This is a genomic window from Rhodoplanes sp. Z2-YC6860 (genome assembly GCF_001579845.1).
Taxonomy (GTDB): domain Bacteria; phylum Pseudomonadota; class Alphaproteobacteria; order Rhizobiales; family Xanthobacteraceae; genus Z2-YC6860.
In genome coordinates this window covers 170,368-188,385 of sequence record NZ_CP007440.1, presented here as the reverse complement: position 1 = coordinate 188,385, position 18,018 = coordinate 170,368, and the positions used below count along the sequence as shown (strand labels likewise).

Here is an 18,018-nt window from a genome sequence, read left to right as displayed (position 1 = left end):
CATCACTGTTGGTTCAGGCGCAAGAGAGAGACAAATACCAAGTCTACTAGTTGGGCGTTTCTTACTAGCAGGACTAGTAGTGCCTGTTATCCGAACGGAGGCGGCTTGAGCGATTGCGGGCTTTTGCCGATGTAAATTCCTCGCTCGTGATCGCCCGCTCGCGGGCCCAGATGATGGCGGCACTTCGTCGGTTCACGCCTATCTTGCGATACAGTGACGCCACGTGGTTGCGGACGGTGTTCTGCGATAGGCCAAGCAGACGGCTCATGTCAGCATCGCTGCGGCCTTCGCAAATCAAGGCAAGTATTTCCCGCTCCCGGTCAGTCAGCAGTTCGAGGTCCGAGACGCGTGCGGCGGGCTGCTTGGTCTGTCGCCACGCCTTGAGTTTCTCGACAATCGTTCGTGTGAACCACGACGTGTCCGACATCACGGCTTCGACGGCGGCAATGATGTCCTGGCCTGCCTCTTTGCTTTCCGAGGTCTCTTGCAACACGCACAAGGTCCTTTGCTCGCCGTTGATGACGACCTCTACGGTCGATAGGAAGCAGTCCACGGCTGGCCGCTGGTTTCGGGCGACTGGCAATGTCAGTTGCTGCAGGCCGCCGTTAACGGTCCGCTGGGTGCTCTCGTCCAGCCAGACGATTTGACCATCATGATCCACGACGATGAGTCCATCCCTCAGAGCAGACGCTATTTGCTGCAGCGGTTCGGTCTCCGCGCGCGCGTTTATCTTATTCATGGCGATCCCCCTTTCTTAATAGGCTGAAGCCGCACATGGGCGTCGTGCTAACACGTCGCGGAGCTATCTAGTTCCTTTCAATCAGTGACCTAGTAGGTTCGCACTAACTCAATCCGCGATCATTGGTTCCGTGCTGCGTGGCGTTTTGTTCCCTGGGCGCACCAGACCAGCCTGAGGCGATGCGCAAAATGCTGGATGCTGCACCAAGTGCGCCGATGCTCGCGTCACGATGCGGGTAGCGTCGAAAATTTGTAGCTGTTGACGCACAGTGATGTTCTTGATAAGTTCTGATTTGCCTCGCTCGTTGAGGGCGTCATCTAGAGACGTCTGTTTGGCGGAGCGGGGTGTGGCGCCTGCAGGCGTGGCTCGTGACCACGTCCCAGGGTGCGATGCCATCGTCCGTCCCCGATGAGGGGGCCGCCTTCAGTGGCAGGGCGCGATCGGGTGAAGGGCCAAGGCAACGCGGCCGTAGGGAAGGGTTCGTCCCGCACCGTCCGATCGAATCTCGAGCGAGGGTATCGCGATAAATCGCCGCCAGTGGAGCGCCGGAAGGCGAGCGGGCTTCGCAACAAGCCCGCGGCACCCTCGCAAGGGGTGTCGACTGAGACGTAGCGCCAACCGGCGCTCCGCGCCCTCACGCATGTGAGGGACAAGAAAGAATAGAGGCGCCGGCCCCGCGCCTGCATTGAAGGGGCCGATGAATCACGCCTGGATGGATGTTGACGGGATGCGCGCGAGTGTGGGCCTACCCACCGCCGTCATTCCGGGGCGCGAGCGCAAGCAAGCGAACCCGGAATCCATAACCCCGAGTCGTGGTTATGGATTCCGGATAACCGCGCCAGCGCGCGTTGAAGACGCGCGTGAACGCGCTGGTGTCACGGTTTCCGGAATGACCGCGGAGTGTGTCGCGGCTTCACCGCTCCCAGGTCCTCACCACCGCGTCGCCGTCGCCCTTCCACTGGATCGACCGGCAGTCGGCGGCGAGCTCGCCGCGCAGGCCGGCGCGCGTCTTGGTCTGGCGGTCGAGCATGTAGAGCCTGCCCTGGTCGTACTCGGCCGATTGCGTCGCGTTCTCGGGCTTGTCCGCCTGCAGCGGATCGCCCGGCTCGGTGAGGCTCAGCTTGTTGGCGCTGCTGTCGCGGTCGGGCGCGATGTGCGCGATGGTGCGGGCGTTCGGCTGCGGGTAATCGCGGATGAACCAGAGGCCGATGATGTCGCTCGGCCAGCATTTGAAGGTCAGGCCGTCGCCCGGCAGGGCGCCATAGATGAGGCCGTCCTTGCCGTTTTTGCCATCCGCGCCGTTCTTGCCGTCGATCCCGTTTGTGCCATTCGCACCGTTCGTCCCGTCCTTGCCGTTGGTGCCGTCCTTGCCATCGGCGCCATCCTTGCCGGCACCGCGCATGCAGCCGGTCACCAGCAGATCCTTGACCTCCTCGGTCTCGACCTTGAGGTCGATCATGCAGGTCTCGGGCAGGTACGACAGCGAGAAGCTGAACTTGCGATTCGGGAAGCTTGCGGTCTTGTCGCCGGAGTTGACCAGCACGACCACCTGATTGGGCCTGGCGGTCCGGCCTTCGATCACCAGCCGTCCGCCGGTGATTTCGACCTTCTCGATTTGCATCTGCGCGGCCGCGCCGCGATCGCGATCTCGATCCCGATATCGGTCCCGTTGCCGCGGCGCTGCGTCGGCTTGGGCGGCGAAGATCACAAGGGCCAATCCAGCAAGAAGGCTGACTTTGAACACAGGCTCCTCCTTATGCGGCGCGTCCACTCTGCGCCGGCTGTCCAGCCCCCCGCAATAGATCCATCAGCTTGCGCGCCGATGACAATTCCTCAAGCCGCGCGACGGTCGCAATCACCTCGGTGGCGTGGGCGTCGCTCAGCACGCCCTTGGCGTAGGTGCGGAATTTGTCCTCGATCTGCGCGCGATTCAGCGGATTTTCGAAGGAGCCGCGCGGATGCTCGCAGAACGATTTGAGCACCGCGCCGTCCGCCATCTCGATCTCGACCGCGCAGTTGTTGCCCTTGATCGCCGGATCGGGTCGCACCTCGATCAGCTCCTTCGCGGCGCGGCGGAGCGTCGGGTCGTCGTAACGCTGCGGCTCGAACTGGGCGAGCGTCAGCGCGCGGTCGTGCAGGATCGCGGCCGCCACATAATGCGCCGAGATCAGCGCGTCGAACTTCGCCTTGTAGTTGGGAAGCTTGCCGTGCAGGTCGTACACAGCTTGGCTGAGCGAAACCCGCACCTTCCTGATCTTGTCGAAGGCCGGCGCGTGCTGCTCGACGAGATCGAACAGCGCGGTGTTCATGGTCTGCGTCGACGACGCCGACGGCCACAGCCGCAGCGCGATCTGCTCGAACTCCCAATGCTTGCCGAGCTCGGCCAAAGCGAGCTCCGGCTTGCCGCCATTGGCGTAGCTGTTGAAGAGCCCGCCGTCCTTCGCGGTGAGGAACTCTTTCGTGGCGACGAACTTCTGTTCGGCGAGCAGCGCCGCCATCAGGCCCGACAGCGCACCGCGGCACTGATGGAATTTCACCGTCGGCGTGCCCCAGGCCGCGAACGTACCGGCCGACTGGCTGCCCGCGAGGCCGAACGCGCGCGCCATGGTCTCGGCATCGAAGCCGCGCAGCCGTCCGACCGCCGCGGCCGATCCGAACGGGCCGAACACGCCCGGGCCGTGCCAGCCGCGTTGGCGGAACACCGGATAGTCGGTGCCGAGCCCGATGCGGGTCATGGTCTCCATGCCGGCGATCAGCGCCACGAGAAGATCGCGGCCCGACTTGTTGTCGCGCTCAGCAATGGCGAGCGCCGGCGGCATCACCTCGGGCGTGATGTGGGTCAGCGTGGCGCGATGCGTGTCGCACATCGTCACCGCGGTGATCAGGAAGCCGTTGAGCATCGTGGCGCCGGCGAGCGACAGCCGGTCGCGGCCGATCACGCTGCTCTCGTTCGACTGCGCCAGCGCTCCGGCGAGCGCTGCGACCTGCTCGGTCTCGTCGCCGTGCTTGCCGGCGACCGCGCAGGCCAGCGCATCGAGCAGCAGGTTCTTGCACTGCTCGCGCACGCGCTCGGGCACATCGTCGTATTTCAGCGTGGCCGCGAACTGCGCCAGAACACCCGTCGCCTCTTGAGATGCCGCACTCGACATTCGATCTGCCTTTCCACTCACAAAGACCGCGCCTTAGAATGCCGGCCACAGTACTGCGGCCGGCCCGCTTTTTTAATCCTTGTCCAGGCCGCTTTCGGTGATCACCTTGCCCCACTTCGCGCGCTCGGCGCGATAGAAGGTATCGAAATCCTCCGCCGAACCGTTCATCGGCGCGAAGCCTTGGGCTTCCAGCGCCTTCTTGATCTCGGGCGACTGCAGCGCGTTGGTGTTCGCGTCGGCGAGCTTGTGGATGATGTCCTTGGGCGTCGCAGCCGGAGCTGTCATGCCGATCCAGAGCCGCACGTCGAAGCCTGGATAACCGGACTCCGCAATGGTCGGCAGATCGGGGAACGCCGGATCGCGCTTCGGGCCCGTGGTGGCGAGCCCGATCAGCCTTCCGTCGCGCACGAAATCCTGCACCGGCGCGATGCTGGAGAACATCATCTTCACGCCGCCCGACAGGAGATCCTTCACGGTGTCGCCGCCGCCGCGGTAATGCACCGCGACGGTCTTGATGCCCGCCACCATGTTGAACAGCTCGCTCGTCAGATGCGTCGCCGAGCCGCGGCCGGCGGTGGCGTATTGCAGCACGCCGGGCTGCTCCTTCGCGAGCTTGACCAGCTCGGCCACGGTCTTCACGCCGAGCGAGGGACTGACCACGAGAATGTTGGCGGTCTCGGCCTGCGGGCAGACCGCGATGATGTCCTTGCCGTATTCGTACTTGATGGTCTTGGACATGAACTCGTTGGCGACGGTCGCAACCGGCGTGTTCAGGAGCGTGTAGCCGTCGGGCGCGGAGCGCGCGACATCCTGGGTGGCGATCGCGCCGCCGGCGCCTGTCTTGTTCTCGACGATGAATTGCGCGCCCATGATCTCGCCCATCTTGGCGCCGACCACGCGGCTGATGATGTCGGAGGGGCCGCCGGGCGCGAAGCCGACCAGGATGCGGATCGGCCGGTTCGGATAACCGGATTGCGACAGCGCCGCGCTGGACGCTGCGAGCGCTGCGCCGAACGTTCCGGCCAGCAGGACGGTGCACGCGATCAGTTGTCTTCTTTGCATATCTCCCTCCCGTTCCGGTCGCGTCAACGGCGCGACGTCTTTTGCATTTGTTGGCATCAACCTAACATGCCGCCGCAACGAGGGAGCAAGCGCGCAGATGGCAAACCAGGAAAAGATCGGCCAAGAGAAAATTGGCATCGTCGGCGTCGGCCGCATGGGTCAGGCGATGACCCGGCACCTGATCAAGAACGGCTACGCCGTGCTGGCGCAGGACGTCGAGCCGAAGGCGCTGGAGGCCGCGCGAGCGCTCGGCGCCGAGACCGTCAAGACTCCGGCCGAGGTCGGACGCACTTGCAAGTTCGTCATCGTCGCGGTCGGCTACGACAACGAAGCCGAAGCCGTGATGCTCGGAGCGGGCGGCTTGCTCGAAACCATGGGCGTGGGCTCGGTGATCGGCATGTCGTCGACCTGCACGCCCGAGCACGTCAAGATGCTGGCCGAGAAGGCGCAGGCCAAGGGCGTCGAGGTGCTCGACGCACCGATCTGCCGCGGTCAGCGCGCGGCCGACACCGGCACGATGCTCATTCTGTGCGGCGGCAAGTCCGAGGTGTTCGAGCGCGGCAAGCCGATCTATTCGACCTTCGGCAAGGACATCGTACTGCTCGGCGACATCGGCGCCGGCCAGGTCGGCAAGGCGATGAACAATTTCCTGCTCTGGGTGAACGGCATCGCGCTGATCGAGGCCGGACGGCTGAGCGAGGCCAACGGCATGGATCTCGTGAAGCTCCGCGAGGCGCTGCTGATGAGCTCAGGCGCGTCGGACGCGCTGAAGAACTGGGAGAACGTGTCGTTCCTTTGGGCCCTCAAGGACATGCAGATTGTCTCCAAGATGGCCGACAAGGCCGGCCTCGCGATGCCGATCGCCGGCGCGATCAAGGAACTGGTCAAGGACGGCCGGCGCATCAAGCAGAGCAATCCGCCGGACTGGACCGGGCGCAAGCGCGTCTAGCCTGCGGCGGCCTTGCGCTTGAGCAGATACGGAATCGCGCCGAAGAAGAGCGTCAGGACGGCACAGAGCAGCGCCATCATGGCCATCGGACGCGGCGTTCCGTCGGCCAGCAGGCCGTACACCTGCGTGGAGATCGCAGCCCAGAAATTCTGCATGAACACGCCGATGCCGGCCGCGGTGCCGGCAAGGCGCGGAATCTCCCCCATCGCGGCCGCCTGGCCGTAGGGCATCGAGATGCCCTGCGCCATGGTGACGAAGGTGCCAGGCAGGAAGAAAACAAGCGGCACCAGGAAGCCAAGCCACAGCGCTGTGGCCTGCGCCGTCACCGCGATCACGGTCAGCACCGAGCCTGTCAGCACCATGGTCTCCGCCGAGAAGCGTGTCCCGACACGCGTCGAGATGAAATTTCCGGCGAAGAAACCCATCGGAAACAGCAGAAAGTAGAGCCCGTATTCGGTTGCGGGCCGGCGCAGCAACTCGGTCATCATCGTCGAGGCGGCGACCGCCATGACCATGAACGCGCCGGTGTTGAATCCGGTCTGCAGCACATAGGCGTTGAAGCGCGGGCGGCGAAACAGCGCCGCATAGCTTTGGACGAAACTCTCCTGCGTCTTGTGCCGGTTCTCCGGCGGGTGCGTTTCGCGCATCACCATATAGGCGATGATCGTGATGACGCCGCCAGCCACCAGCGCGAAGCCGAACACGCTGCGCCAGCCGAGCGTGTCGATCAGCACGCCGCCGATGAAGGGCGACACCATGGGGCCGAGCGTGCCGAACATCGTGAGATAGGCGATGGCTTTGACAAGCTGCTCGGCGCGGAAGGCGTCGCGCGCAATCGCGCGAACGAGCGTCAGTGCACAGCCCGCCCCGATCGCCTGGACCAGGCGACCGAGCACCAGCGCATTCGCGGTCGTGGCCAGCGACGAAACCACGCTGCCGAACAGGAAGAGCGCCAGGCCCGACAGCAGCACCGGACGGCGGCCGTAGCGGTCCGAAAGAGAGCCGTAGAACAGCGTGGCGAAGGCCATGCCGAACAGCGAGATGCTGAAGGTCAGTTGCGCATGCGCGTCGGAGAGACCGAGAGCCTTCTTCACGGCCGGAATGACCGGAAAGAACAGATGCACGGCGAGCGGGGTGATCAGTGCGATCAGGCCGAGCGCGATGGCGAATGTCCGGCCCAGCGGCCGTTGCGGCTCATCCATCAGGCGAACTGCGGGAACAGCCGCAGCGCGTTGCCGCGATCGACGGCGGCGCGCTGCTCGGGTGTGACGGCATCGAGCGCTTCGTAGGTTTTCATCGCCTCGGCCGTGACATTCACATTGGCGAAAGGCCAGTCGGTGCCGAACACGATCCGATCGGGCGCCGCGACCTTTTCAAGGGAGCCCCAAGTCTGCTCGCCCGGCGACAACGCGTTGTCGTACCAGAAGCGCCGGAGCAGCGCGAACACTTCATCCTGCGACATCTGCTTGAGGCGCTTGTCGATCATCGGCGACACCGACAGCCGCCAGGCGAAATACGGGATCAGTCCTCCGGCATGCGGAAGGATGAAGCGGATGCGCGGGTAGCGCTCCAGCGTCCCGCCGAACACCAGGTTCACCACGGCGCGGGTGGTGTCGAACAGATATTCCATCATGAAGAACGGCCACGGCAGCTGCACCTGCTTGGTCAGCGGATGCGTGCCCGGATGCACGAACACCACGCCGTCGCGGGCGTTCAGCGCCTCCATCACCGGATCGAATTTGGCATCGCCGAGGAAAATCCCGTCGTAGCTTGCGAACAGGCTGAGGCCGGCGAACTTCAGCGTATCGAGGCAGTAGCCAACCTCTTCGACAGCGTGTTGGACGTCCCACATCGAGACCGTGCCGAAGGCGCCAAAGCGCTTCGGCCATTTCGCGCCGAGTTCGGCCGAATAGTCGTTGCAGCGGCGCGCCAGCGCGCGGGCCTCGTCCGGCTTGCAGAACTGCACGCCGGGCTGGCCGAGCGACAGCAGGGCGGTCGCGATGCCGAAGCGGTCCATGATCTCAAGCGCCAATTCGGGCGACCAGTCCGGATAGCGGCCGATCGCCGGCCCCGAGCCTGCCGCATAGACCATGTCCGCATAGAACTGCGGGATCATGTGGAAGTGGACGTCGATCCGTCCGCCGGCCATCGATCAGACCCCGCCCTTGCTGTCGGCCAGCATGTCGGCGCAGCCGGCCCGCCGCGCCCAAAACTCCCAGCCGCGCTGCATCTCCGGGGAGCCAGCGCGGAAGTTATTGCGGGTCTTGATCTCGCCTTCGGACAAAGCCTTGAATTCGCCGAGTTGCATGGCGGTCAGCATGATGCGGGCGTTGCGCGGCAGATACACGGCCATCCGCACCAGTTTCAGCAGACCGTCGGCCGCGGCCGAGAAGCCGTGGCCGCGCATCAGCACCACGGCGTTCGAGCCGAGCGCCTTTGCCATGTCGCGGCCCTGCGCCATGTTGATGACGAGGAGATTGGTCTCGTCGCCGAACTTGTCGGCGATATCCCACACCGGCACGTGAGCGCCCATGTCGCTTGCCACATGCACCACGCAGCAGAGCTTCGTGGTCTTGGAGATGCTGAATGGCAGCAGGTCTTCGGCGTGCGAATGAACCACCGCATTGATATCCGGCCGCGCCTCGTAGATCGCGCCATGGATGAAACGTTCGAGATAGGCCGGGCGGTCGTCGTTGACCGGCGTGCCGTCGAGCTTGAACTCGATGATGTCCTTGCGGGTGACGAATTCCGGGCTCAGCGAGCGCGACAAGAGATAATGGTCGGGCTTGTTCGGGTGCCGGATGCTGACATGGCCGTAGGCATCGACCACGTCTTCCTTCGCCAGGATCCGGTTCGCGATCACCAGGTCGCCGATCGCCCGTTGCAGATCGTCCATGAGCGTTTCTCCTGCAAAGCCGCGCCCGGCGATGGGGCGGGCGCGTTGGCGCGCACGTTAACGGAACGACAGGGGGGAGTCTTGATGGATTGCCGCCAATGCGGGCAGGGCTGGCATTCGCGTCAAGCGACGCAGACTTCGGCGTCAGTGCGGCGGTCCCCGTGCTCATCGCTCAGTCCATCATCGAAGCCGCCTTGAAGCTGCAGTCGGTCGTCCTCGGACGGGGCAGCGATCTCAAAATCCGTGCCGATCGCCGGTTCACTGAATATTTCCGTCTCGACGCGCACAAGAAGCTGCGCGAAACTCAAGATGCGCTGGCCGGGGTCGTTTGCTTGCGTGGGGTGGGCCAATGGCCGTGTCTGTCGCGGTCGACGGCGGGGTGTTATCCAGCGGCCGAGTTGGGGGCTCGGCCCGGGTTATATGTCGAACCAGCGTCCATCAGACCAAATGCCGCGAACGTTGCGGGAACCGTTTCGGCTTGGAAAGAGTATGAAGGCGGCTACATAAATCGGCCACCGTTCTCTGGGAATATAGTCGGAAATCAGCGGGAGAGTTGGGTAACGGCCATGTGGATCAGAACTTCGACTGCCGCCGTGCTGGTGTTGACCGCTTCGGTCGCGCTGGCGGCGTCGGCGGATTACCAGATCGTCAAGGTGGCGTCGGTCGCCAGTGCGACCATCGATACGCTCAAGCCCAAGACGATCTTCTTCACCGATCATCGCACCGACGACAAATCGGACAAGGGTGCGTTCATCCGCTTCGACGATTGGAGCAAGACCAGGCCGATCGAATTCAAGTTCCTGAACCTGTTCCCGACCTTCAAGGAGGGCATGGTTCACAAGATCATCGATGGCTCGAAGAAAGAGGTGAAGGACGAGCTGCAGATGTATGTCACCGAGGCGCGCTTCATGCTGTCGCGCCCGGCGGAAAGCGTCGACTTGAAGCAGTTCGCCTCGCTGCCGTTCATCCAGAGCATCGATCCGTCGATCAAGCACGTCGCGATCAAGCCGGAAGACGTCTCGACGCTGAAGGACGAGAAGGGCACCAACAACAAGAATCCCGACCGTAACTGGTGCGAGGGCCCGAACGTCACCGCCTGCATCCGTTCGAGCTACAAGCTCGAGGGCAAGCTGCCGATCGGCGTTGCGCTCGCCAACAAGCTCCGCGACAGCGAGAAGAAGCTCACCGACACCATCGAGTTCGAGAGCGAGATGCGCCTGCTCAAGGCCGCCGACGTCGACGAGGCCAGCCTGAAGCAGCTCACCGGCGTGAACACGCCGGTCGCGGGCATGCTTGAGCAGAACATGTTTTACGTCAATCAGGTGATGCGCTTTGGCAAGCTCATCGCCGTGTTCCAGCCGAATCCGGCGGACGCCAAGAGCACCGTCACCACGGTGGTGATCGCGCTTGCGGTCGGCTCCTCGACGCTGGAGCAGAAGAAGAAGTACGAGAACGTGCCGGTGCTGCGCAATCTCGTGCCGTCGCAGGTGCTGCTCGGCAACAGCTCGTTCAACACCGGCGAGTCGATCAGCGCGGGTCTGCCGAACTACGTGCGCAACCGCATCAAGGCGATCGCCGGCATTCTCGATCGCGGCTGAGATCGCGCGACGCGCGTTACTCCGGTTCTCCAATGCAAACGGCCCGCCAACTGGCGGGCCGTTCTGTTTTCATGTCCCGCGCGCCTCAGGAATGCTGTGTGATGGTGTCCACCAGCGCGCAGCGGCCTTTCTTCACTTCGGCGAGCGCGCGAAGGAGTGCGGGCTTCACGTCCTTGGGATTGTCGATCGGGCCCTCGCCATAGCAGCCCATCGATTTCGCCAGTCCCGCGAAGTCGGGCTCCGGACCGAACAGGTCCATGCCGATATGCGCCCTGGCTTCGTCGGTGCCGCGGAGCTTCGCCATGCGGATCTGGTGCGCCCAGTCGTTGTAGTAGGCGCGGTTGTTGTGCATCACGATCAGCATCGGGATCTGATATTTCGCCGCGATCCACAGCGCGCCGGCGTCGAACATCAGATCGCCGTCCGGCTGGATGTCGACGACGATGCGCTTCTTGTCGCGATGCGCGAGCGCCACGCCCAGCGAGATGCCGATCTGCGTCGAGGTGCCCAATTCAACGCCCGGATGCCGGTAAGGCTTGTCGAAGTCCCAGAGTTTGCGGATCTGGTGCTTCATCTCGTTTGCAGTCAGCACCCAGTCTTCGTCTTTGATGACGTCCCACACTTCCATGGCCAAACGCGAGAAGGTGAGCGGCGAGGCGTCCCAATCCTTGCGGGATTCCTCCTGCCACTTGGCCCAGACCTCGTCGTGGCGCTTGCCGATCGCGACCTTGCGAGCCGCGATCTTGTTTTGCAGCTTCGGGTCGGCGCCGATGCGCTCGCGGCAGAGTCGCGTCAGCTCGGGGATACCGATCGAAGTGTCGCCCAGCGCCCGCACCGAGCAGGGCTGCATGCGGCAATAGTCCATCGCCCATTTGCTGATGCCGACCTCGGCAAAGCCGATCTCGACATAGTCGCAATTCTCCGGCGGCAGCACCTCGCGGATGCGCTTGGCGTTGTTGAGCTCGGTGAGCTGCTTTTCCCAATCCTTGACGTCGAGACCCAGGATCAGATCGGTGTGCTTGAGCGATGGTTTGTCCATGCTCAGGCAGAGCGGATGCTTGTTAGGGAAGTTCAGTGCGTTGTTGACGTCCCACACCGCCGAACCGGTGAGCTCGGCGAGCTCAACGATGCTCTCGAAGCCGCCTTCACGGCGACCGGCGTATTCCGGCAGCAGCATCGGGTGCTCGGCCTTGAGCAGCTTGTCGGCGATGGCTTCGAGCGCACGCGGATCGGGCGCCATGGGCGAGGGCGTTGCGACCGCGGCGGGCGGCGGCAGCGGCACCTCATGGGTCTTCGGCGCTTCTTGCAGTGCCGCGTCGTAGCACATGTAAACCGGGCCCTTCGGCTCGGTCATCATGATCGAGTAGGCGCGGGCGAAGCTTTCCGGGACGCCGTCCACCGACGTCGGTTGGTAGTCCCATTTGACGTAGTCGCGCACCGCGTTGCCCTGCACCAGCGCGGTGTGGGTCCAGTCGATGTGCGGCCGGCGTTTCGCTTCGTCCATCGGGCCGGTGGCGCCGACGATGAAGATCGGCACGCGATCGAGGAACGCGTAGTAGATCGCCATGCAGGCGTGCAGGAGGCCGACGAGATTGTGCAGGATCACCACCATCGGCTTGCCGGTGGCCTTGGCGTAGCCGTGGGCGATCTGTACCGCGATCTCTTCGTGGTTGCAGAGCATCATCGGCGGCTCGTTGTCGCCATAGTTGACGAGCGAGTCGTGCAAGCCGCGGAAGCTCGCTCCGGGATTCAACGTGATGTAGGGAAAATCGTAGTGCTTGATGCAGTCGACGATAACGTCCGATTGCCAGCCGGTGTAATTCGAAACCTTGTCGTCCATCTGAGACCTGATGATTCTGGGGTGAAACTCTATCGCAGCAAGGACGCGGCCTTCTGCACGATCTCCGGCGGCGTCGAATAAACTTCTTTCACCAGCGCCTGGACTTTGTCGCCCGACACGGGGGTGATCTCCATCTGCGTCTTCTCGGCGTCTGCGAGTAACTCCGGATCCTGCATGGTCGCCATGAAAGCGCTGCGCAGCGCGTCGACGCGATCCTGCGGCAGCCCCGGCGGTGCAATGAAAGGCCGGCCCATCACCTGCCGCGCGAAGATCAGCTTGAGGATCTGGCGCTGCTCGTCCGTCTTTGCGAGATCGATGATCAGCGGCACGTCGGGCAGGTCGGGATGCTTATCGAGTCCGAGTTGGACCAGGATGGTGAACTGCTTCCCATCGATCCATTTCTTGTGTGTCGACTTCACGCTCGACCACGACCAGCCGCAACGGCCCTGCACTTCGCCACGCTCCATGGCAAGACCGACCTCGTTGCCGCCCGGATAGCCGGTCACGACTTTCATCTTGGTGCCGAGCACGCCGTTGACGATGCGTGGAAACTGATCGGTGTCGGCCGACGTGCTGGTGCCGCCGACGATGAGCGGGCGCTCCAGCAGGTCCTCGAACTTGGTGATGCCGCTGTTGCTCCAGGCGCCGCAGATCGAGACCTCGTTGTTGGCGCTGCCGATCCAGTTGAATTTTGTCGCGTCGAACTGCGCGGCCTTGTTGCCGAGCAATGGATCGAAACCGGTGCCGCGTCCGAAGATGCCGAAAGCCGAGCCATCCTTCGGCGCCACGTTGTAGAGCCAGTTCGCAAGCCGCAGCGAGCCTGCGCCCTCCATATTCTTCGGCACGACCGTCGGATTGCCGGGAATGTGCTTGCTCAGGTGACGCGAAATCAGGCGTGCATAGAGATCGTACGCGCCGCCGACGCTGTAGCCGACATAGAGATCGACGGTCTTGCCTTTGTAGAAGTCGGCGACGCTCTGCGCCTGCGCGCCGGTCGCGATCATCGCGGCAAAAATCGCCGTCAGCAGAACACGCATCGACACTGCACGCACTATGTTCCTCCCTTCGGAACGAAGCGTTCTTCGAGCGGATGCTTCGTCACTCGTATTATCCTCGCCAGCACATTGATTTGACAAGGACGCGCGATAAGGTGACTTCATACACCAGCATTCGCTCGCCGACAGAGCCTCGTCGTCAAGACGCGGCGAGCCGCAATCAAATTGCAGGGAACAGGCGAAATGACAGGCATTCTTGAAACGCCCGGCGTGGGACACAATCAGCCGGATGCCGAAGGCGCCGAGAAGGAAAATCAGCACTGGGAGCGCTGGGCCAAGAAGCGCACCTTCGTGCGCGCGCTCGAAGGCACCTACAGTCATCTCTACAAGCAACTCATCGATCAGCCGCGGGTGTTCTCGTCGAAGGACGTGCCGTGGAAGGGCGGGCCGGGCCACTACGGCAAGAGCGTGATCTCGCCGCAGGCGGTCAACATCACACAGTCGATCGAGTCGCATATCGAGGCTTACGCGCCCGGCGCGGCGGGCCAGAAGCACGGCCATCTCAACAGCGCGGTGTTCTATGTGCTGAAGGGCCACGGCCACGACGTGCACGACGGCCGCCACATTCCGTGGAAGGCCGGCGACGTGATGCTGGTCGAGAACGCCTGCGTGCACCAGCACTTCAACGACTCGAAGGATGAAGAGGCGATCCTCTTGGTCTTCAAGGCCAAGCCGCTGTTTCTGTTCATGCACCTGCTGTTCCAGAAGATCGTGGAATGGCCGCCGAAAATCCCGCCCAAGGGCGCGGAAAACTACAAGCCGCCGAGCGAGATCTGAGGGAGCAACCAGCCATGACACTTTTCACCGATCGCGGCCCGGCGCTCTCCGGCAACAAGTCAGCAACCTTCCGCGCCGACGAGGCCAAGGCCTCGCAGGAATTCCGCAAGGCCTACGAGAGCAAGACCAACGTCGTGAAGGCCGAGGACATGCCTTGGGAGAATTGCGCTGACGGGCTGATCAAGCATCTCGTGCACGAGAAGCTGAACACGCGCGAGATGTGCGTCGAGGCCTACATGCAGTTTCTCAAGCCCGGAGAAAAGTCCGGCGTCCATCGTCACATGTGGGAAGAGATCATCTTCGTGGCGGAAGGCTCGGGCTACGACCTGCACTGGGATCTGAAATGGGACTGCCTCGAGGCGTTCCATTGGGAATGGGCCGCGGAGCCCAAGGCCTACTCGTGGAAGCGCGGCGACTACATCTACATTCCACCGTTCACCAACCACCAGCACGTCGCCGGCGATCACGAGGACTGCCGGCTGATCGTGATGTCGAACCGCATCGTCAAGGAAATGGGTTTCGACTGGTTCGATCAGGTTGCCAACGCGCCGGGCTTTGACGCGTTGAAAGAGAACGGTGGACGCTGACTTCCTTACCTCTCCCGTGGGGAGAGGTCGACGCGCGAAGCGCGTCGGGTGAGCGACTGTCTCGCGTGTCAAGCGATTTGCCATGGTCGTTTGTCCCGCACGATGGCGTTGAGGATAGTCAGCAGTTTTCTGGCGACTGCGATAATGGCGACCATCTTCGGCTTGCCGGCCTTGGTCAGGCGATTGAAGAAGGCCTTCAAGACCGGGTTGTGCCGCATGGCGACCATCGCGCCCATGAACAACGCGGTGCGCACGGATTTGCGACCGCCGCCAATAAAGCTCCGCCCCTTCCACTGGCCGGACTGGCGGGTGAAGGGGGCAAGCCCTGCGAGCGCAGCGATCTGTTTGCGGCTGAGCGTGCCGAGTTCGGGCAGATCGGCAATGAGCGTGCGCGAGATGATCGGGCCGATGCCTGGCACGGAGGCGAGCAGATCCTCCTTCTCGCGCCAAGCCGGCGAGCCGCGCACGCTGTCGTCGATCTCGCTATCGAGCTCGGCGAGTTCCTTCTCCAGCATGCCGATGACCCGGCGGATGCTTTTGCGCAGGCGCGACACGGCTATCCGCTTCTCGCGCTGGCTTTCCGCGCCGATCATCTCGATGATCTGCCGGCGGCGGGCGACGAGATCGGCCAGAAGCTGCGTTGCCTCGTCTGCCAAGGGCCGCGGCTGCGGCTTCGTCGCCTCCGCGAAGTGGGCGATCACAGCGGCATCGATCGGGTCGGTCTTAGCGCGCTGCCCGAGCGCCTTGGCAAAGGCTCGGATTTGGGCCGGGTTGACGACGACAACAGGAAGCGCCGCGGCAGCCAAAGAGGCTGCCACCACCGTTTCAAAGCCGCCGGTGGCTTCCAACGCAATAATCCCCGGCGCCAGGGCCCGCATCCGCTCGATCAACCGACCCACGCCGGATGCATTGCGCGTCACCACAAACAGCTCCCCACCGGGGCGCACAGCCACGTCCAGGCGGTCTTTCGAGACGTCGATACCGACAGCGATGATGTCCATGGCGACCCGTCCTTGCCTAATCGAGCTTTGCTTCTTGCGGCCCAGGCGACTGTTCGGGTTCGATGGAACGGCGGGCGGGGCGCCAAGCTCACCCACGGTCTTGCAAGACCTCGGGGTTTGCGGACACCCGCCCGTCACCGCGACCACAACTTTAGACGAGTCGCGGCTATGAGAATTACAAGGGGGTACGGTCCATCGAGAGTCCGTACGCCCTCACCCCAACCCTCTCCCCACGGGAGAGGGAGTTCACCGCCGGCGTGGCGCCATTGCGGTTCAGCGATGGTCCTTAACACGCAATTTTCTTTGCTTTCGCCATTCGCAGCACCGCCTCGATCATCGCAGCCGGATTCGCAATTCCTTTGCCGGCGATGTCATGGCCGGTGCCGTGCGCGACCGACGCGAACAGGATCGGCGTGCCGATGGTGAGCGCTGCTGCGGCGTTCTGCGCCAGAAGCTTGGTCGCGATGTGGCCCTGGTCGTGCAGCATCACCACGAACGCGTCGAAGCCCGGCATGTGAAACATGGTGTCGGCGCCATAAGGCCCGCTCACCGCGATACCTTCCGCCGCGACCGTGTCCATTGCAGGCCGGATGATCTCGATCTCCTCGCGGCCGAACAGCCCGCCTTCTCCGGCGTGCGGATTGAGGCCGCTGACCGCGATCTTCGGCTGAGCGATGCCCATGCGCTGGAGCGCGACATTGGTTGCACGGATCGTGCGCGCAACGTTGTCCTTGGTGATCAGCGCGATTGAATCCTTGACGCTCCGATGCAAGGTGCAATGCGCAATCCGCGTGTCGCCGAAGCACAGCATCATGTAGACGCCTTCTTCGTTGGTGCGGGTCTGTCGCGCCACGAACGACGGATGACCGTCGAACTGGATGCCAGCCTGCGCGATGGAGGTCTCGTTCTGCGGCGCCGCCACCACGGCGTCGACCTCGCCCGTCATGGCGGCGTTCACCGCCGCGGCACAGAACGCAATCGAGGCGCGGCCGGCGGCCGGCGCGGTGACGCCGAAGCCCAGCGAGGCGGTCTCGGGTTGCGGGCAGGCCAGCACTTTGACGGTGCTCAGCGCAGCATCGAGCCCGCACGCTTTGGCGTGTCGCGCCAGCAGCGCTTCATCGCACACGATGATCGGATCGCAAGCCGCCCGCACCTGCAGGTCGAGCACGGCCTTCAGACAGATTTCCGGGCCGATGCCGGCCGGGTCGCCGACCGGAATTGCGATCTTGACCCGGCCTGCCATCAGCGCCTCACAGCCAAGGCATCAGCGAAGCGTGGATCACGTCTGGAATGCCTTCGCCGCCGACCGCTTTGATGGCTTTGTCGACGTCGTTCAGACCGAACCGATGAGTCGTGATCAGCTCCAGCGGAAAGCGCTTGGACGCGATCTGCTCGAGTGCGAGCTCGCAGGCGCGATAGCTGTGGCCGCGGGCGCTCTTCATGGTGATGAACTTCACCGTGAACTTCTCCAGCGGGAAGTTCGGGAATTCCTTGAGCTCGCCCTGCGCCACGATGATGCCGGCCTTGCGCTTGAGCGCCTCGATGCCGAGCAGGATCGGGATGGTGCCGGCGCCTGCGGTGCAGTCGAGCGCGACGTCGACGCCCTTGCCGCCGGTGATTTCCATGATACGGGCGAGCGGATCTTCCTTGCTCACGTCGATGACGTAATCGGCGCCGAGCTTCTTGGCGACCTCCATCCGCGCCTTGTCCTTGGCGGTGCCGGTGACGATGATCAGCGACGCGCCGGCCTGCTTGCAGATGACGGTCTGTGACAGGCCCTGCTGGCCGGGTCCTTGAATCAAGACCGTGGAGTTGTAGCCGATATTGCCGTCGAACAGCGACCACTCGACGCCGTTGGCCATCGGCGTCACGAGGCCGGCAAGCTCCGGCGTGACGCCCTTCGGCACGTGATGAATGACCGCATTCCAGGGCAGATACATGTACTGCGCGAAACCGCCCCACAGATGTGGCGGCTTCTCATCCGAGGTGTAGCCGTAGCGGATTGCGTCGGGGTTGGTTCGCCAGTTGGTGTTCTCGCAATGCCGGTACTGGCCGGCATGGCACCACTCGCACTTGCCGCAGGACACATAGTGCTCGACGAAAACCAGATCGCCTTCCTTGAAGCCCTTGCGCTGCGTGAACTCGCGGCCGGCCTTGGCGATGTAACCGATGTTCTCGTGGCCCATGATGGTGGGCTTGTTGTTCGGCGGATGCTTGTAGAGCTTGACGTCGGTGCCGCAGATGCCGCCGACCTCCATCTTCAGGAGCGCGCCGTCGAATGGAATGTCAGGCATCGCGTATTCGCGGATTTCGGTCTTGCTCGGTCCCGTGCGGACGGCTGCCAGTACTTTCTCTGCCACTGATC

General features: G+C 63.5%; 17 protein-coding genes. 4 read left to right on the top strand and 13 right to left on the bottom strand.

Annotated elements, in window-relative coordinates:
* Window positions 1-73 precede the first annotated feature (73 nt).
* The 4 genes from RHPLAN_RS00850 to RHPLAN_RS00835 all read right to left on the bottom strand — a co-directional run bounded on the left by RHPLAN_RS00850 (window position 74) and on the right by RHPLAN_RS00835 (window position 4,950).
* Window positions 74-739: a response regulator transcription factor gene (locus RHPLAN_RS00850; protein WP_068013051.1), complete on the bottom strand. Its 666-nt coding sequence runs from the start codon at window positions 737-739 to the stop codon at window positions 74-76.
* A gap of 913 nt (window positions 740-1,652) precedes the next feature.
* Window positions 1,653-2,483, bottom strand: coding sequence for a hypothetical protein (locus RHPLAN_RS00845; protein ID WP_157099986.1), 831 nt, complete (start codon window positions 2,481-2,483; stop codon window positions 1,653-1,655).
* Window positions 2,484-2,493: 10 nt separating this feature from the next.
* Entirely contained in the window at window positions 2,494-3,888 is a 1,395-nt protein-coding gene (locus RHPLAN_RS00840) for an MmgE/PrpD family protein (protein WP_068013048.1), read from the bottom strand.
* Window positions 3,889-3,960: 72 nt separating this feature from the next.
* The gene (locus RHPLAN_RS00835; protein ID WP_068013046.1) at window positions 3,961-4,950 is read right to left on the bottom strand and encodes a Bug family tripartite tricarboxylate transporter substrate binding protein; all 990 of its coding nucleotides are present in this window, start codon (window positions 4,948-4,950) and stop codon (window positions 3,961-3,963) included.
* 97 nt (window positions 4,951-5,047) lie between these two features.
* Here RHPLAN_RS00835 and RHPLAN_RS00830 point away from each other — a divergent pair, with 97 nt between their 5' ends.
* The gene (locus RHPLAN_RS00830) at window positions 5,048-5,899 is read left to right on the top strand and encodes an NAD(P)-dependent oxidoreductase (RefSeq protein ID WP_068013044.1); all 852 of its coding nucleotides are present in this window, start codon (window positions 5,048-5,050) and stop codon (window positions 5,897-5,899) included.
* On the opposite strand, the gene RHPLAN_RS00825 is transcribed toward RHPLAN_RS00830, so the two are convergent.
* The 4 genes from RHPLAN_RS00825 to RHPLAN_RS38925 form a co-directional block, all read right to left on the bottom strand.
* Window positions 5,896-7,101 (bottom strand): multidrug effflux MFS transporter, encoded by a 1,206-nt coding sequence (locus RHPLAN_RS00825; protein WP_068013042.1) that lies wholly within the window; start codon window positions 7,099-7,101, stop codon window positions 5,896-5,898. The two genes, RHPLAN_RS00830 and RHPLAN_RS00825, sit on opposite strands and share 4 nt — an antisense overlap.
* Complete coding sequence (locus RHPLAN_RS00820) at window positions 7,101-8,048, bottom strand: amidohydrolase family protein (RefSeq protein WP_068013040.1); 948 nt, start codon at window positions 8,046-8,048, stop codon at window positions 7,101-7,103. Before RHPLAN_RS00820 ends, RHPLAN_RS00825 begins: the two co-directional genes overlap by 1 nt.
* Window positions 8,049-8,051: 3 nt before the next feature.
* Window positions 8,052-8,795 (bottom strand): class II aldolase/adducin family protein, encoded by a 744-nt coding sequence (locus tag RHPLAN_RS00815; RefSeq protein WP_068013039.1) that lies wholly within the window; start codon window positions 8,793-8,795, stop codon window positions 8,052-8,054.
* A 122-nt stretch (window positions 8,796-8,917) separates the two neighbouring features.
* The gene (locus tag RHPLAN_RS38925) at window positions 8,918-9,145 is read right to left on the bottom strand and encodes a hypothetical protein (RefSeq protein ID WP_157099985.1); all 228 of its coding nucleotides are present in this window, start codon (window positions 9,143-9,145) and stop codon (window positions 8,918-8,920) included.
* Between the two features lie 216 nt (window positions 9,146-9,361).
* Between RHPLAN_RS38925 and RHPLAN_RS00810 the strand changes: the two genes are divergently transcribed.
* Window positions 9,362-10,393, top strand: a complete 1,032-nt coding sequence (locus tag RHPLAN_RS00810) for a hypothetical protein (RefSeq protein WP_068013037.1) — start codon at window positions 9,362-9,364, stop codon at window positions 10,391-10,393.
* Between the two features lie 85 nt (window positions 10,394-10,478).
* On the opposite strand, the gene RHPLAN_RS00805 is transcribed toward RHPLAN_RS00810, so the two are convergent.
* Both RHPLAN_RS00805 and RHPLAN_RS00800 read right to left on the bottom strand, forming a co-directional pair.
* On the bottom strand, window positions 10,479-12,233 hold the full coding sequence (locus RHPLAN_RS00805; protein WP_068013034.1) for a thiamine pyrophosphate-binding protein: 1,755 nt from the start codon (window positions 12,231-12,233) through the stop codon (window positions 10,479-10,481).
* Between the two features lie 29 nt (window positions 12,234-12,262).
* Window positions 12,263-13,285 (bottom strand): Bug family tripartite tricarboxylate transporter substrate binding protein, encoded by a 1,023-nt coding sequence (locus RHPLAN_RS00800; RefSeq protein WP_198164668.1) that lies wholly within the window; start codon window positions 13,283-13,285, stop codon window positions 12,263-12,265.
* Window positions 13,286-13,471: 186 nt separating this feature from the next.
* Between RHPLAN_RS00800 and RHPLAN_RS00795 the strand changes: the two genes are divergently transcribed.
* Together RHPLAN_RS00795 and RHPLAN_RS00790 are read left to right on the top strand one after the other, a co-directional pair.
* The gene (locus RHPLAN_RS00795; protein ID WP_068013033.1) at window positions 13,472-14,065 is read left to right on the top strand and encodes a cupin domain-containing protein; all 594 of its coding nucleotides are present in this window, start codon (window positions 13,472-13,474) and stop codon (window positions 14,063-14,065) included.
* 14 nt (window positions 14,066-14,079) lie between these two features.
* Window positions 14,080-14,652, top strand: a complete 573-nt coding sequence (locus tag RHPLAN_RS00790) for a cupin domain-containing protein (RefSeq protein WP_068013031.1) — start codon at window positions 14,080-14,082, stop codon at window positions 14,650-14,652.
* 68 nt (window positions 14,653-14,720) lie between these two features.
* Here RHPLAN_RS00790 and RHPLAN_RS00785 read toward each other — a convergent pair whose 3' ends face one another.
* The 3 genes from RHPLAN_RS00785 to RHPLAN_RS00775 all read right to left on the bottom strand — a co-directional run bounded on the left by RHPLAN_RS00785 (window position 14,721) and on the right by RHPLAN_RS00775 (window position 18,013).
* Window positions 14,721-15,653: an IS110 family RNA-guided transposase gene (locus RHPLAN_RS00785; RefSeq protein ID WP_068013030.1), complete on the bottom strand. Its 933-nt coding sequence runs from the start codon at window positions 15,651-15,653 to the stop codon at window positions 14,721-14,723.
* A gap of 286 nt (window positions 15,654-15,939) precedes the next feature.
* Entirely contained in the window at window positions 15,940-16,896 is a 957-nt protein-coding gene (locus RHPLAN_RS00780) for a PdxA family dehydrogenase (RefSeq protein ID WP_068013027.1), read from the bottom strand.
* A gap of 7 nt (window positions 16,897-16,903) precedes the next feature.
* Entirely contained in the window at window positions 16,904-18,013 is a 1,110-nt protein-coding gene (locus RHPLAN_RS00775; RefSeq protein ID WP_068013025.1) for a zinc-dependent alcohol dehydrogenase, read from the bottom strand.
* Between the last annotated feature and the right edge of the window lie 5 nt (window positions 18,014-18,018).

Coding starts and splice junctions, on each gene's coding strand:
- RHPLAN_RS00815 (WP_068013039.1), bottom strand. CDS start 8,795: ATGGACGATCTGCAACGGGCGATCGGCGACCTGGTGATCGCGAACCGG.
- RHPLAN_RS00850 (WP_068013051.1), bottom strand. CDS start 739: ATGAATAAGATAAACGCGCGCGCGGAGACCGAACCGCTGCAGCAAATA.
- RHPLAN_RS00785 (WP_068013030.1), bottom strand. CDS start 15,653: ATGGACATCATCGCTGTCGGTATCGACGTCTCGAAAGACCGCCTGGAC.
- RHPLAN_RS00835 (WP_068013046.1), bottom strand. CDS start 4,950: ATGCAAAGAAGACAACTGATCGCGTGCACCGTCCTGCTGGCCGGAACG.
- RHPLAN_RS00840 (WP_068013048.1), bottom strand. CDS start 3,888: ATGTCGAGTGCGGCATCTCAAGAGGCGACGGGTGTTCTGGCGCAGTTC.
- RHPLAN_RS00790 (WP_068013031.1), top strand. CDS start 14,080: ATGACACTTTTCACCGATCGCGGCCCGGCGCTCTCCGGCAACAAGTCA.
- RHPLAN_RS00810 (WP_068013037.1), top strand. CDS start 9,362: ATGTGGATCAGAACTTCGACTGCCGCCGTGCTGGTGTTGACCGCTTCG.
- RHPLAN_RS00780 (WP_068013027.1), bottom strand. CDS start 16,896: ATGGCAGGCCGGGTCAAGATCGCAATTCCGGTCGGCGACCCGGCCGGC.
- RHPLAN_RS00795 (WP_068013033.1), top strand. CDS start 13,472: ATGACAGGCATTCTTGAAACGCCCGGCGTGGGACACAATCAGCCGGAT.
- RHPLAN_RS00805 (WP_068013034.1), bottom strand. CDS start 12,233: ATGGACGACAAGGTTTCGAATTACACCGGCTGGCAATCGGACGTTATC.
- RHPLAN_RS00825 (WP_068013042.1), bottom strand. CDS start 7,101: ATGGATGAGCCGCAACGGCCGCTGGGCCGGACATTCGCCATCGCGCTC.
- RHPLAN_RS00830 (WP_068013044.1), top strand. CDS start 5,048: ATGGCAAACCAGGAAAAGATCGGCCAAGAGAAAATTGGCATCGTCGGC.
- RHPLAN_RS00820 (WP_068013040.1), bottom strand. CDS start 8,048: ATGGCCGGCGGACGGATCGACGTCCACTTCCACATGATCCCGCAGTTC.